The sequence below is a fragment of the Dyadobacter sp. CY323 genome, from assembly GCF_021390245.1.
In the GTDB taxonomy this organism is placed as follows: Bacteria; Bacteroidota; Bacteroidia; order Cytophagales; family Spirosomataceae; genus Dyadobacter.
On the sequence record NZ_JAJUXH010000002.1, the window covers coordinates 66,691 to 79,906 of the forward strand.

The following is a 13,216-nucleotide window of genomic DNA, read 5'->3' on the forward strand; positions in this document are numbered from 1 at the left end:
ATGCAAAAATGACGAGAGATCAAATACTTTAACAAAAAGGCCATAAGAACAAATTGCGATAAGGATTATATCTATCTGAAAAGGTTACTTGGCAGGAACAAATGCAGTACCTGAATAAGTAACAACCATACTCAGAAATAGTAGGAACTTAATTAACAAAAAGTTCTACTTTCCAATGTTCATGACAACAACTGAACAGATAATTGCCAGAATAAATAGCATTCTAGAGTCCAAAGAGTCCGTTAGAATCCCATTAATACAGGATTTTCAAAGTGAGATTTGGGAAGATGACCAACATTTCGGAGAGACTGTTGATGATATACTGTCCACTCTTGCTTATGATTTAGACTTTTATGAGCCAAATGATGAATTCCGAAGAGAAGACGTAATTTATTATGATAACGCTAAGTTGGAAGTAATTCTAAAATCCGCGTTAGATGCCCTCAAAAATGCTGTCGGTAATAGTTAATCATGGGTTTCTGATAGCCGACACCGTCATTCCCAACCAGAACTTCGACACCTGGGGCATATTGCGGAACCCAACTCACTGGACGTTCGTGAATGTCCCAGCGCCGACCAGCTATCTATATCTCGACTTCTGGTCATGGGCATTTGACAAATTTCAATCTGATCAACATGAACGCAACGCGGTTGGCGGCCGGATGTATGATCCGGTGGTGGAGAGGGTTTTGAGTGTTGATAATTATGTAAAATGATCCTATTTGGATTAATTAATATGGTTTACCTAGTCTCATATCGGCAAGTGGGTCAGGTAATCATGATGACTTATGGGTAGAACAGGATGCTAATAGACGCAGTTTCCAACATTTTAATGGGCGTCTTTTAGATCCAGGTGGCTGGAACGCAAGAGAAAATCCACTTGGTAGGATTCAAAATCATCGATGGTGGGAATCTATCCTGTTTGCAATAGATCCTCTGGCCATAATGAGATTTAATTACTAACCTAAAATCCTTCAAACAATGAAAATACAACTGGACACTTACTTATCCTTGATAAGTAAAAAGTCGAGTGACCAAAGCTTCGACGCATGAGGCCGATTACGCAACCCAACTCACTGAACATTCGTGAATTTCCGGGCACCAACCAACTATCTCTACCCGGGCTTCACTGGCCACGAGCATTTGACGAATTTTAATTTGATCAACATGAACGCCATTACATTTATCAGCATTGCCATTATGATAACCACCATCTTACACATACGATGGAATTCGAAACAGAAAGAAGAGTACGATTATGTTCAAGGTCATATCACATATTTAGATCCAAAAATGGGCGATTCACCGAGTAGAGACAAGGGGAAATTCCGATATCTAGTAGTCGATACATATCCATTTCCCTTTGAAATATATGCGATGACCAAGCCAATAAAATAGATAACCTGAATACCGGTGATCAAGTATCCGTTTTCTTCTATGAAACCGAATCTACTAAATCTGGAAAAATAAATCGATACATCCAATATCTTGAAAAAGATGGTATAATTTATTTCAACCGCAGCAATTTTCAAAAAACGATGGGCTATACTTTAATTGCCATGTCCCTGCTGATGATCATCTCCGCATTTGCATTATGGAAATCAAAAAAAAATAAATTATTGACCTTACACTCAAACTATCCATTAAAAAAGTCATCCAACCGTTAAATATTCCCATCGCGTTAACCCCGTTTTTAGTATTTATTATTACAGATCTTGTTACATACTAATTAGTGCATTTAAACGAACAAGTAATAATCGTAAGAATTAACTCTAAACTAAGAAATAATTAATCGCATTTAAACAAATCCAAATATCAAATGAAAGTATTTCTACCCTATATAATTTTCACACTATCCATTATACCTTGTTTCGCACAAATTCCAGCCGATTCTGCAATCATCATTCATGGGCAACAATTATATTCAACTCCTAAATCTGAAAATCTAAACATTAAAGGCCAAATAGATGCAGCCCGACATTATAAACGATATAAAGGAGCGGCGGCAGGAACATTGATTACCAGCCTGCTATTCCCGATAATTGGTCTTATCCCGGCCATTGCCTGTTCAGCAACCAGTCCCAAATTAGAAAACCTTGGCTACCCGGACGAACAGTTATTCCGGCAACCAGAATATTATAAAGCATATACCAAGAAAGCCAAAAAGATCAAGCAAAGAAAAGTATGGTCTAACTGGGGTATTGGGCTTGGAGTGAATCTGCTTTTGATATTGGTTTTTACTACCGGGTGAAAGACTGGAAGTGACATATACCAATAATGAATTAAATAAACACACAATCAATCACTATGAATGCAAAACATACACTCGAATTCATCCTGCTTTCTTTTTTAACATTAACCCTGCAATCCTGCCCAGCTCAAACCGAGCCGACACAATCCATTCCAGAAGGATATCAATCCTGTTGCGGCACCGAAACGGTGACATTCAAAAGCGAGAAAACAAGTATTTATATTCCGAATGTTTTCACGCCGAATGGAGATGGCATCAACGATACATTCGTCCCATCAATTAATTCAGAAGTATTGACGCTGATTAACTTCACGATATTGACTCCCAACAAAGACACGGTTTTATTTCACTCCAAATACGTAGATGTCACGAGGATCCGTGAATATGCCTGGAATGGGAAAAACTGGAACGACGGCAGCATTTATAGTGGCCCGTTCGTGTACGGAATGGAAGTAATGGATAAGGATAAACGACTAAGTATGATCGAAGGTAGGGCTTGTGCCATTCCATGCAAAAAGGAAATGGCTGTATTTAAAACAAAAGAAGGTTGCTATTATCCGGTGCAGGCTGGAAAAGATGGAACAGTCGACAAGAACCTCAGCAATTCTGAAAAAGATTGTTTTTAGCTCACGGGATTAAATTGTCAAATGAATATTCAAATTGCACGCTATAAAATACACAATGAAACCGAATAGAATTGCCTGCCTGCTCCTGTTGTTACTGCTTTCTGAAATGTCATTTTCACAAGCTATTTCTTTTTCGTATGACCTGGCTGGAAACAGAATAAAAAGAAATTCAGCTTGCGACCTGACTCCTACTCTCGATATCAATGGTTTGCAATTCGCGCCGGCTGTGCAACGAGATTTTGTCGTCAACATCTATGAGATTAGTAACCAGGAAACGACCGGCAGCATCAACCTTCGCATCACCAAATTGCCTGCATTTGTGATTACCTATCCATTAACGAACAGTATTTCCAATGTTTTTGGAGGCAAACAAAACCAAAATAGTGATTGGACCTTCTCCGAAAACGCCAACTTTATATTTGCCTCATCAAAAGCGGGAACAAAAATTCAGGCAAATGGAAAAGCAGTGATCGGCTTTAATGTATCCCGAAAAAATGGCTCCGCATCCGGGATCAGCCAGAATATTTCAGTAGCTGTGATAGCTAACTCCGGCGGCGAAGCGAACCCTCTGAACAATCAGGTAGTTACCAGCATTCTTACCAATTGAATTTCGGTCGCACACCACACCTGTAATTAACTGATTTATAGCGACTTATTAACACTCAAAGCTTCACCCCAAACGAAACGCCGAAACTTCTTCCATCGGAACTCCATATTCCAGCTCCCGGGTACATTGTGGGACGTTTTGTAAAATAATGCTTGTCGGTCATGTTGTTGACGCCCATTCGGAGCGTGTAATTTCCGGATATGTGCAAGGTCGCGTTCAAGTCCAGTAAGCCATAACCCGGTACTTTTCCGATTGTTCCGTTTGCGGAAGGTTGCTCGGTGTTCAGCGGGTTCGCGTAGTTTGAACTTACGTAGCTGTACTGACAGGTTATCGAGAGTTTTTTATACAAAAACTGGATCCCGTTCCGAGAAATCCACGTCGGTACTCCCTCCACACGATTGCCGGCGACGCTGGTATTCTCGTTGTTTACCACTGCATTGCCTTTCAGGTATTTTGCGTCAAAATAGGAAGTCGAGGTGAAAAACGACAGCTCGGTCGGCAGCTTTGCATTGTATGTTTTAAAGGCCACATATTCGAGATAAGCTTCAACGCCGCGTGTTTTGCTGTCGCCGGTCGTGGTTCGCAGCAGGTATGCATTGTTGTTTTGGTCACGCATGGAAACCGTACCCATCCGATGGTTGATCAGTACCTGAAAAACGCCCACATCGTAACGCAGCTTGTCATCCAGGTTACCGCTCACTCCGGCTTCTAAGTTGTAGCCATAGGCATCTTTCAAATTCTTATCCACCCTTTCCAGAACCGACCCCGGGATAATGTCTTTGAAAACCACTGGCCGGTAAGCTTGCGAAAACCCGGCATAGGCCCGGCTATTTGCACTGATCCGGTATTGCGAGCTCACCCCAAAAAGCGGAAACCGGTGTTTGATCTGATTAGGCAGATCCGCCGGATCGTAATAGCTGATCTTTCCCGTCATATCCGTTGCGCCGCTCTCCACTCGGAATCCCGGAGACAAAGTAAGTTTTGGTGTGATGTAAATGAGGTTTTCGATGAATAAAGCTGCATTATCCGTTTTCATATACATATCGCGTCCAAACGCAGGATCCGTCAACGACAGGTCGAAATCACTTCCGGTCGTGCCTTTTCCGAGCTGCCGTCGGCGCAATTTGTTATGCATATACTGGACACCTCCTGAAACCACATTCCTGAAACCAGCCACGTCATACTGATGCACAACACGTAATTCGGAAGTGAAACTCTTGAAATTATCAATATCCACCTGCCGTGCCCTGAATGCATTTGTGACTGAATTGATCGTGTCAGGTACGTTGGCAAATGCATCGAACATGACACTGTTACGCGCGCCGTAAACTCCGGAATTGGTGAATTTTAATTGTGTGTTCGGACTGATTTTCCAGTCTAAAACGATAGAAGGAACGTAGATATCCGGGTTAAAATAATTTCTCGACCTGGTCGACTGACGCGGATCCGCGGCAAACATGGCGTCGGTCAGCGGGCCGGGGATTTGGTACACATAAGACGAGCGCCCGAGCTCCGCTTTGATCCGTAATGAATTATTGAATTCGTATCCCAGCATGACATATTGCGACTGCGCGTCCGATTTCGCGTTTTTGCGATATCCATCCGAATGTCTTCGCTGGTAGTAAGCCGAGTAAGTGAACTTCCCGATTTTGCCTCCGATTGCATTATAAGAACTGAAAAGCCCAAATGAGCCTCCCGAATTAATACTTTCAAAGGTAAATGCTTTGGTAGTATCCGGACTTTTTGTGACGTAGTTGATCATCCCGCCAAACTGTGCCCCAAACTGTAAAGAGGCAGTTCCGCGTACCAGTTCCACCCGCTGAATGGATTCCATCGCCGGACTATAATGGCTTGCCGGATAGCCATACATATCCGAATTGGTGATCACGCCATTCTGACGAATGTTGTATTCCCAAGAACGGTGGGGGTCGAGGCCGCGGGTCGAAATGTTTACCTGGTTGCCGCTGCCATCCATGTCGTAGAGGAAAACACCCGGAATTTTGGCAAAAATGTGCCGGCCCGTTTTCTCGGCTATGTTGCCATTAACACCTTCCATCTGGATCACCTCACTCTTTTTACCGGCAGTAATGAAGGTATTAAGTACATCTGGAAGACGTTCGGTGTGGATCACATTTTTACGTTGCTCTACAGTAACTTCGTTCAGGTCCAGCACTTTGTCGTAATCTTCCTTTCCCTTTTTTTCAGTTTGGGCAAAAACAGCGGATTGAATGCAGAAAAGGATTATGAGTGATTGGAATTTATGGAGTGTAAATTTCATTTGATGATGGTTTTATTGTTGGTGATAACACCAACAATGGGCGAATGGGCGATGCTGACAAGATCTAATATTTCTGGGTGTCCGGATGGAACGTTTGCCAGCTATGCCAGAACTCCTGATATGCATTGATGCGTTTTAAATCCGAAGTCCCATCGGCCATTGCTTTTCCCGACAATGTATATGCCGATTCCCCCATCAGTAATGTATCATTTTTGATGTCGAATTTCTGAGAATCTCCGCTCCTCTCAAATGCAAAAAAGCTCTTTTCATCCGATGCCAGTACAAGCACAACAGGTATCGTACCGACTCGCTCGTTGATGATTTTCTCCTTTTTCAGGCGGTTCCAGTCGAATGCCTTACTCGCGCCTTTTACCTGAATGCCTACTATCCAAGACTTATCTTTCCAGGAGGTTGTATCCGTGCGCGTCAACTCCGATTTACCTCTGCCACTTTCGTAGCGGCTCATCGAATCATATTTTGCCTGGTAAACCGGGTCAGGCTGCATGATTTTGCTGTTTGGGTGGAGCTTAATCCATTCTCTCAGAGAAGTTTGCACACTTGAAAGTTCAGGCAAGATCTCTCCTTTCAGCGGCCCGGCAATCGCCTCGCCATTCGACTGCCGCCACCAGCTTCCTGTTTCCTCATCCTCAAACATCGCATTGAAATGATCCATACCCACCAGCCGGAATAATGCAGGCCGCCGTTTTACAGATGGTTCAAAAACACGCCCGGTCCGGCAAACTGTGCAATATGTAACCATAATGGGCTGCCCGGATAACGTATCCCTGACCTGATGGTGATAACCGATAAACTGGATCGGATAGGCTTTTGCCTCGCCATTCACTTCGGTCCCGATCACCAGCCTGTCCAGGCTCACCTTATTTGCGGCGGCATCTTTCATTAGTACCGTACTTGGCTGATAAAACATGGTATCAGCCGCCATTTCATAATTGGTAGCATAGATCAGGCCGACCGCGATGAGCAGAAAAATCGCGGGTATCCATTTCCTTTTGCCCGAAAAAACAGAAAATGAGCCCACCAAAATCAGCGCCCAGAATAAAATGCGCAATTCCCAGCGCCAGGTATGTAAAAAGTAAGCAGCGTCGATGCTATTCATCCGTTGACTGCCCGGCATAGGCATGATGAAATACACTTTCGCGATTTCGTAGAGGATGATGCCGATGATTCCGAGGTAGAAGAGTTTTTTCATATATGTATATTGCCGATGTTGGTGCTGTCACCAACATCCCGCTACTCATGTGACCAGTCGCATTTAGAATTGTTGGTGAAGACACCAACAATGATCAAAAAAGAAACGGGCCCGCCATGCGGCAAACCCGTTTGCCCAATATATTAACCTATGATATACAAACTAAGATCATTTGCTGCGTGCGGTTACAATGAGTGCTACAACAAACGGAATGGTGAATACCAGCAACGCATTGCTGAACCCACCCAGAAAACTCACCAGCGTACCGATGAAAAACACCGCCGTGGCGGTAAAAAATCTCCCTACATTAAAGCAAAAGCCAGTCGCCGTGCCTCGTACTGAAACCGGGAACAACTCTGGAATGTAACTCGAAAGCGCTCCCTGGCTGATGCCGAAACCGAATGCGAGTAATGCGGTTTCGACATAAATAATATTGGTGAAAGTCGTATTCGTCAAAAACAGCAGGCAACCTGCGATTACCACGGTCGTAAATGTGCCGATTAAAGACTTTTTCTTGCCAAAACGGTTGACGAGCATTCCCGAGAAGATACCGCCGGTGATCCCACCCATTCCGAGAATGATCATGATCAGCCCGCGTTCTTTTTGTCCATTCTCACCGGCAGCCAGGAGCGTTTGTGCCCAGGTTGGCACCCAGGAGAATATCCCCCACAGACCAATGAGTACCGATCCAAAAATGACCGAGCCCGAGATGAGATTACTTCGGTTTGACTGATCAAAAATGCTCTCAGGCTTATTGGTAACCACTTTCGTCCCTCTCCATTTTTCCGACTCAGGGGCAAGTAAATAGATGAGCAATGCGACCACCACTGGTATTATTCCCACGCCAAAAGCGCTTCTCCAGTCCGAGAAAACCAGGTTCAAGCTTCCCGTAGTCACAATGCCGACCGGAAAGCAAACAGCCAGAATTCCGAGCATCACCGCGCGGCTTTTCACTTCCCATATCTCTGAAATGTAAACTGTCGAAATAAGCAATACGCCACCAATACCCATTCCGGAAAGAAAACGCAGTCCCATAAGCGAATACCAGTCCGGCACAATGCTGACCAGGCAAGTACTCACACCATACAGTGCCGTCACCAAAGTCAGCGATTTGACCCGGCCGATGCGGTCGCTCACTACCCCGAAAAGCAGGCCGCCAACCATCCATCCGTATAAAAAAACCGCACTTACATACGCCCCGATTTCGCCAAGCTGCGCTTCGGTCGCAGGAGTGGCTGAACCTTTAAGTTCAGGAATTGCGACAGGCAGGTACACCGACATTAACGTAGAAACCGTGCCGCTGAAAACATACGCTACCACACACAGCCCGAATGCAAGCCATTTATTGCTCACCCCTTTCGCCTCAACATTAGCTAATTCCAGTGTTTCCATTGCATTTATCTGAATAACTGGTCAAAATTCAAACTCACATAGTACAATCCACCCACAGCCGGCGAGCCGTACGCCTGCACGATGTATGTGTTGGTAATGTTGGAGCCGCCCACTTTTACGATCGTTTTCAGACTCGGAATGCGATAGCTCACTTGTGCGTCCAGCAGGTTATAGGCTTTCACTCTTCCCGGACTCATTTCGGTGAATGTACCGTACCAGTCAAACGCTTCCTGCCAGTGCCACGCCACATTAAAGCCCAGTCTGTCGGTCAATTTTGCATTCCCGAATATCAGATTGGTCTTCCATTCCGGTGTATTAAATGCGGGGATGTTGTTTGCATCAGCCTCCTGAAGATTGAAATCGATCCAGGTTGCATTCGCACTGATTTTGTAATTCTTCGGCAGAGAGTAAGTAATTCCCGCGCTGACGCCCTGGATAGAAACTTTGTCAGCCGCATTGGTATAAAGCTGAAAAAGTTGTCTGTCCGCTCCGAGGAGTTCGGCGGCAGCGGCGGGGTTCACCGATCCATCTGCTAATAGAATGTTAGATTTAGCTCTCGCGACCACGGTATTGATCATAAAATCCGTGTACTCGCTGTAATAATAGTTGATATCGAAAAGGACTTTTTTACCGATCAAACCCTTGTAACCGAACTCGTAGCTCTTTACTTTTTCCGATTTGATATAAGGCACATCGGACTTCACGAGCTTGTCTTTATTGTTGGCGACAGCCTGCGGAAATGGCGTTCCTTTCTGCATATCCGCACCAAAAGCACTGGCAAATTGTGAGAATGAAGCGATCGTCACCGAGTTTTCATACGCATTTAATCCCACTGAGTTGACAGGGGCGCCGCCGAGGATGATGATCGGACCTACATTTAGCTTAATGTACTGATCTCCGATCGTCGGGTTACGAAAACCAGTCTGGTAAGATGCGCGGAAATGGTGGTTCTCTGTCGGGGAAAATACCGCGGATGCGCGTGGTGTAAAACGTCCGTCGAAGTTTTCGTTTTTGTCATAACGTCCGGAAACAGTCAGTTTCAGCTGATCTTTCAGGAATGATTTGGAAGCTTGTGCAAAAACACCGTACTCCTCATTTGTAAGGTTTTTTCCTTCATCATCAAAAAGCGTCCCGCCGGTATTCAGGTAATATTTCCTGTAATTTCCACCCACCTGAAAATTCACGACTTTCAAAAGCGAGCTGAAATCATACATACCTTCCACATGACGCAGGCTGCATTGGCTCAATATCCCGGCTCCCGCCAATCCCCGTGTCTGGATCAGACGTTCTCTCGCGCTATTGAACTCCGATGAACCTGGTAATACCATGCCCTGGTCAGCAAATGAGCGGGCAGCGGTGTGGTTCTTCGTAGTAACCCCGGTGATCGCTCCAGTGTAAGCCGCCGCATATCTTTCAAACCAGGTCGCATCCGCTTTATCAGGAGTTACCGTGTTGCCGCTCAGATCTTTAACCCAGGTACGGTTGATCTGCTGGCCCAAAGCGCGGGTGTTGTAGGAATTGGTCGAATACTCGTGGTTGCTGTAAGCACGCACGTAAAAGTTGCTGCCTTTCAATTCCAGTTTATGCTGGACAAATTTAAAATCGTTGATTACGAAACGGTTACTACCCGTATATTGGGCGGTACCCTGATTGTAATTCGCCTGGTAAATCACTTCCAGCTTATCGGTAATGCGGTAATGCAATGCTGCATTGGTCTTAAAACTATACACACCATACGTTGCCAGGTCTTTTTCTTCATAACCCGTACGGGAAACGCGTCCGATATCCGGAAGTGTCTGCGCCACCTCATCTCCATAAATATTCAGCGCATTCCTGCCTGGATTGTTTGGGCCTCGGCTTGCTTCTGGCGTGTTTGGCTCAATGTCTGTGTAATCGTTTGCATACCAGTCGGTTCCTTTCAGATAAGATACATTTACTTTGAATGCAAACTTGTCATTAAATGCTTTGGCGTAACGAACCGCAAGGTCGTACAAAGGTTTGGCACCCAAATCGGTACCGTCTCCGATGTGGTTGATGCCGAATTTGGTTTGTGCGCTCAAACCCTGGTATTCATATGGATTTTTCGTGCGGGTATTCAGCATTCCGTTGAATGCGATGGGTCCATATAGTGCGGAAGCCGCACCCGGGATCAGCTCGGCACTTTCTACGTCAATATCATGCGGGCCAAACAAATTCCCCATCGCAAAACCCAACCCCGAAGGCTGATTGTCCACACCGTCAACCAGTTGCAAAAACCGGCTGTTACCAGTTGTGTTAAACCCTCTGGTATTAATTTGCTTGTAAGTAAGGCTGCTGGTGACCATATCCAGCGATTTCATATTTACCAAACCGTCATAATAATTGGCGGAAGGTGTTTGCTGCACTGCCCGGGCATCCATTTTCTCAATGCTGACCGGCGAGCGCAAAATGCTTTCTTCCACCCGCGACGCGGTTACCACAACCTGATTTAGCTCCTCAATGGATGGTACCAGGTTCATGCGAAGGTTACCAGTCGTAGTAACTTCTGTTTCCTGGCGTGCATAACCCAATAGCGAAACAACCAGTGTTGCAGGAATGCTCGTTTTTAGTTCGAAAAACCCATCTGAATTGGTGGTTGTGCCGGTATTTTTTCCTTTAACAGAAATAGAAGCCCCTGAAACAGGCTTTTGTGTATCGTTATCAAAAATGTGACCTGATAGTACCTGCGTTTGTGCCTTCGCATTCCATGTGAAGAGCAGCCCGAGGATCAGGGAACTTAGAAGTAAATGTTTTTTCATGCAGATAATTTTAGAATGTCAGGAAGGTTGATTTTGTTTTAAATGATCGTAGCCATTGGGCAACCGGTTGTAGCCATTATCTACCAGCCGTTGTCCCAGGCCATGGTAAAATTGAGGTTCAGAAGGTGCCACCGTGGCCATTCCGTCGACATAGCGGTTGTACAGGCAAAACAAGGCTGCAATCAGGACGGTATCGTGGATTTCCAGATCCGTCGCGCCATTTGCTTTTGCTGCGGCGATGTGTTCTTTGGATACGGCTTTTCCACTGATCTGCACCTGTTTGGCTATTTTCAAAAGTGTTTTCATTTTATCGCTGACCGGAGTAGTATCTACGTCCTGCTTCATCATTTCGCAGGTTTCGGTATTTCCGATCAACAGATCCGCCGCAGCTGTATGCGCCGCCGTACAGAATCTGCATTCATTTTGATGAGAAACAATCGTTGCAATCAATTCACGTTCGCCAGGCGTTAAAGTAGACTCGCCACGCAACAAAAACTGTGTAAGTACACGGATAGGCTGCGCCGTCTCTTTGCTGTATTCGAGCAAACCGGTTATACCTGGCAAATGCGCTGGCAATGGGATGTGGGGCATTGTTACTTGTTCGTAAAATTGAAACTTGGTTTGAGGTGGTTCAGAGTTGTTCGGGGTGGTTCAGAGCTGTTTGGGGTGGTTCGAGATTGTTCCGATGTTGTTCGGTGTTGCGATCATTATTGATGAGAGAACAAAACAACTACGAACCACTTCGAACAATTCTGAACAAAAAATGACAATCAATGACTACCAATGACTAAAAACCTCAACTTCCCACCACATCACGCCGAACATAACCCTGAAACGCCATACGTTGCCCCATTTCACGATACGCTTCGTTTTCTTGCGGCGCCCAGGTCCCGAGACCGTCGACATACCGGTTGAACATACTGAATGCAGCAGCGATCAGCACGGAGTGGTGGATTTCATGGTCGGTCGCACCTTCGGCACGGGCTGCTTCCACATCTTCGTTTCGTACGTCCTTTCCGCTTTTTTGAACTTTTGCGGCGATATTCAGCAATGCACGCAGCTTTGGCGTGATCTCAATTTTTTTGAAATCCTGCTTGATATCGTCAATCAGTGAAAGGTCACATTCCAGGTGCGCCATTGCTGCGGCCGCGTGGGATGTATGGCAGAAATGACAGTTGTTTAAATGCGAAACGTAAGCCGCGATCAGTTCGCGCTCGCCGCTGGTTAATGTCGACTCGCCACGAAGCAATGTATCGGCAAGCAAACGGAGCGGTTCAGCAGTTTCAGGCCGGAAATTGAATAGTCCAACAATTCCCGGAAGTGACTCGTCGGGTAACGAAATATGTGCCATTGGAATGATCTGGGTTAGTGAGGCGCGTTATTGTTGGTGTTCTCACCAACAATGGCGACGATGCCGAAACTAAGCCAGATTGGGCGGCGGTGTTGGGGTCGCAAAGTCCCTTTCAGGTAGGCTGAATGTCAATGAAGCGAAATTGACAGCTTGGGCAGGAGTCCATTCAAGCACGTAGAAAACATGCTTTTTACCCTGGTTCATGTATTCTTTAAGGAAATTCTTTAATAGCTGAGAATGCTGGTCTTTCTCGGATTCCGAAGAAGTACCTGTTACTTGGTCATTGATTTTGGAAACAAGGTTGCTGAAACGGTCTCTCGCATTCTGATCGAATTCACATTGCACGTAAAGTGTATCGTTGATCAGCTGCTGACTTTTCATTTGGTAAAATTGACCGTCGTGCTCGATCTGGCCGGTCACAGGCTCGGGAGCGTCCCAATCATTCTGGTAAGGAACTGCGACCGGAACTTTGATCACAATATTCTCAGTACCATCATTTTGCTGCACGAAATGCTTTCCCTGCGCACTCACGACATACCTTTCCTCCGACAGATAGACTATGGAATAGCCCACCATGTTATACAGCAGCAGCCCTAAAAGGAGTATGGATAAAATCCTGCGCAATGTTTAAATATTAAAATTTTTTGGATTGTTGCAAATGTATAAAAAGCTTTTGACCGTTCCCTAGCAATTCAGCTTATTTTTGTTGGATAAAATCAGAAAA

The 13,216-nt window shown here is 45.2% G+C and carries 12 protein-coding genes; 5 read left to right on the forward strand and 7 right to left on the reverse strand.

Annotated elements, in window-relative coordinates:
- The first annotated feature begins 181 nt into the window (after nt 1-181).
- From LZG72_RS03620 to LZG72_RS03640, 5 genes are all read left to right on the forward strand, one after another.
- Nucleotides 182-469: a hypothetical protein gene (locus LZG72_RS03620; RefSeq protein ID WP_233867657.1), complete on the forward strand. Its 288-nt coding sequence runs from the start codon at nt 182-184 to the stop codon at nt 467-469.
- The gene (locus LZG72_RS03625) at nt 450-716 is read left to right on the forward strand and encodes a hypothetical protein (protein WP_233867658.1); all 267 of its coding nucleotides are present in this window, start codon (nt 450-452) and stop codon (nt 714-716) included. Before LZG72_RS03620 ends, LZG72_RS03625 begins: the two co-directional genes overlap by 20 nt.
- A gap of 1,103 nt (nt 717-1,819) precedes the next feature.
- Nucleotides 1,820-2,251, forward strand: coding sequence for a hypothetical protein (locus LZG72_RS03630; RefSeq protein ID WP_233867659.1), 432 nt, complete (start codon nt 1,820-1,822; stop codon nt 2,249-2,251).
- A gap of 56 nt (nt 2,252-2,307) precedes the next feature.
- The gene (locus LZG72_RS03635; RefSeq protein WP_233867660.1) at nt 2,308-2,877 is read left to right on the forward strand and encodes a gliding motility-associated C-terminal domain-containing protein; all 570 of its coding nucleotides are present in this window, start codon (nt 2,308-2,310) and stop codon (nt 2,875-2,877) included.
- Nucleotides 2,878-2,932: 55 nt separating this feature from the next.
- Entirely contained in the window at nt 2,933-3,484 is a 552-nt protein-coding gene (locus LZG72_RS03640; protein WP_233867661.1) for a hypothetical protein, read from the forward strand.
- A gap of 55 nt (nt 3,485-3,539) precedes the next feature.
- Here the strand turns inward: LZG72_RS03640 and LZG72_RS03645 are convergent, their stop codons facing one another.
- The 7 genes from LZG72_RS03645 to LZG72_RS03675 all read right to left on the reverse strand — a co-directional run bounded on the left by LZG72_RS03645 (nt 3,540) and on the right by LZG72_RS03675 (nt 13,116).
- Nucleotides 3,540-5,540, reverse strand: coding sequence for a TonB-dependent receptor family protein (locus tag LZG72_RS03645; RefSeq protein ID WP_409017654.1), 2,001 nt, complete (start codon nt 5,538-5,540; stop codon nt 3,540-3,542).
- Between the two features lie 286 nt (nt 5,541-5,826).
- Nucleotides 5,827-6,972, reverse strand: coding sequence for a DUF3179 domain-containing (seleno)protein (locus LZG72_RS03650; RefSeq protein WP_233867666.1), 1,146 nt, complete (start codon nt 6,970-6,972; stop codon nt 5,827-5,829).
- 168 nt (nt 6,973-7,140) lie between these two features.
- A complete protein-coding gene (locus LZG72_RS03655) occupies nt 7,141-8,364 on the reverse strand; it encodes an MFS transporter (protein ID WP_233867669.1) in 1,224 nt (407 codons plus the stop codon).
- Between the two features lie 5 nt (nt 8,365-8,369).
- Nucleotides 8,370-11,141 carry a TonB-dependent receptor gene (locus LZG72_RS03660; RefSeq protein WP_233867672.1) on the reverse strand — a complete coding sequence of 924 codons (2,772 nt, stop codon included), beginning with the start codon at nt 11,139-11,141 and terminating at the stop codon, nt 8,370-8,372.
- 18 nt (nt 11,142-11,159) lie between these two features.
- Nucleotides 11,160-11,732 (reverse strand): carboxymuconolactone decarboxylase family protein, encoded by a 573-nt coding sequence (locus LZG72_RS03665; RefSeq protein WP_233867675.1) that lies wholly within the window; start codon nt 11,730-11,732, stop codon nt 11,160-11,162.
- Nucleotides 11,733-11,937: 205 nt separating this feature from the next.
- On the reverse strand, nt 11,938-12,492 hold the full coding sequence (locus tag LZG72_RS03670) for a carboxymuconolactone decarboxylase family protein (RefSeq protein ID WP_233867678.1): 555 nt from the start codon (nt 12,490-12,492) through the stop codon (nt 11,938-11,940).
- A gap of 69 nt (nt 12,493-12,561) precedes the next feature.
- On the reverse strand, nt 12,562-13,116 hold the full coding sequence (locus LZG72_RS03675) for a hypothetical protein (RefSeq protein ID WP_233867682.1): 555 nt from the start codon (nt 13,114-13,116) through the stop codon (nt 12,562-12,564).
- Between the last annotated feature and the right edge of the window lie 100 nt (nt 13,117-13,216).

What these genes read in the sequence shown, in the direction of transcription:
- LZG72_RS03620 (WP_233867657.1), top strand. Translation starts at nt 182, where the DNA reads ATGACAACAACTGAACAGATAATTGCCAGAATAAATAGCATTCTAGAG.
- LZG72_RS03625 (WP_233867658.1), top strand. Translation starts at nt 450, where the DNA reads ATGCTGTCGGTAATAGTTAATCATGGGTTTCTGATAGCCGACACCGTC.
- LZG72_RS03630 (WP_233867659.1), top strand. Translation starts at nt 1,820, where the DNA reads ATGAAAGTATTTCTACCCTATATAATTTTCACACTATCCATTATACCT.
- LZG72_RS03635 (WP_233867660.1), top strand. Translation starts at nt 2,308, where the DNA reads ATGAATGCAAAACATACACTCGAATTCATCCTGCTTTCTTTTTTAACA.
- LZG72_RS03640 (WP_233867661.1), top strand. Translation starts at nt 2,933, where the DNA reads ATGAAACCGAATAGAATTGCCTGCCTGCTCCTGTTGTTACTGCTTTCT.
- LZG72_RS03645 (WP_409017654.1), bottom strand. Translation starts at nt 5,540, where the DNA reads ATGGAAGGTGTTAATGGCAACATAGCCGAGAAAACGGGCCGGCACATT.
- LZG72_RS03650 (WP_233867666.1), bottom strand. Translation starts at nt 6,972, where the DNA reads ATGAAAAAACTCTTCTACCTCGGAATCATCGGCATCATCCTCTACGAA.
- LZG72_RS03655 (WP_233867669.1), bottom strand. Translation starts at nt 8,364, where the DNA reads ATGGAAACACTGGAATTAGCTAATGTTGAGGCGAAAGGGGTGAGCAAT.
- LZG72_RS03660 (WP_233867672.1), bottom strand. Translation starts at nt 11,141, where the DNA reads ATGAAAAAACATTTACTTCTAAGTTCCCTGATCCTCGGGCTGCTCTTC.
- LZG72_RS03665 (WP_233867675.1), bottom strand. Translation starts at nt 11,732, where the DNA reads ATGCCCCACATCCCATTGCCAGCGCATTTGCCAGGTATAACCGGTTTG.
- LZG72_RS03670 (WP_233867678.1), bottom strand. Translation starts at nt 12,492, where the DNA reads ATGGCACATATTTCGTTACCCGACGAGTCACTTCCGGGAATTGTTGGA.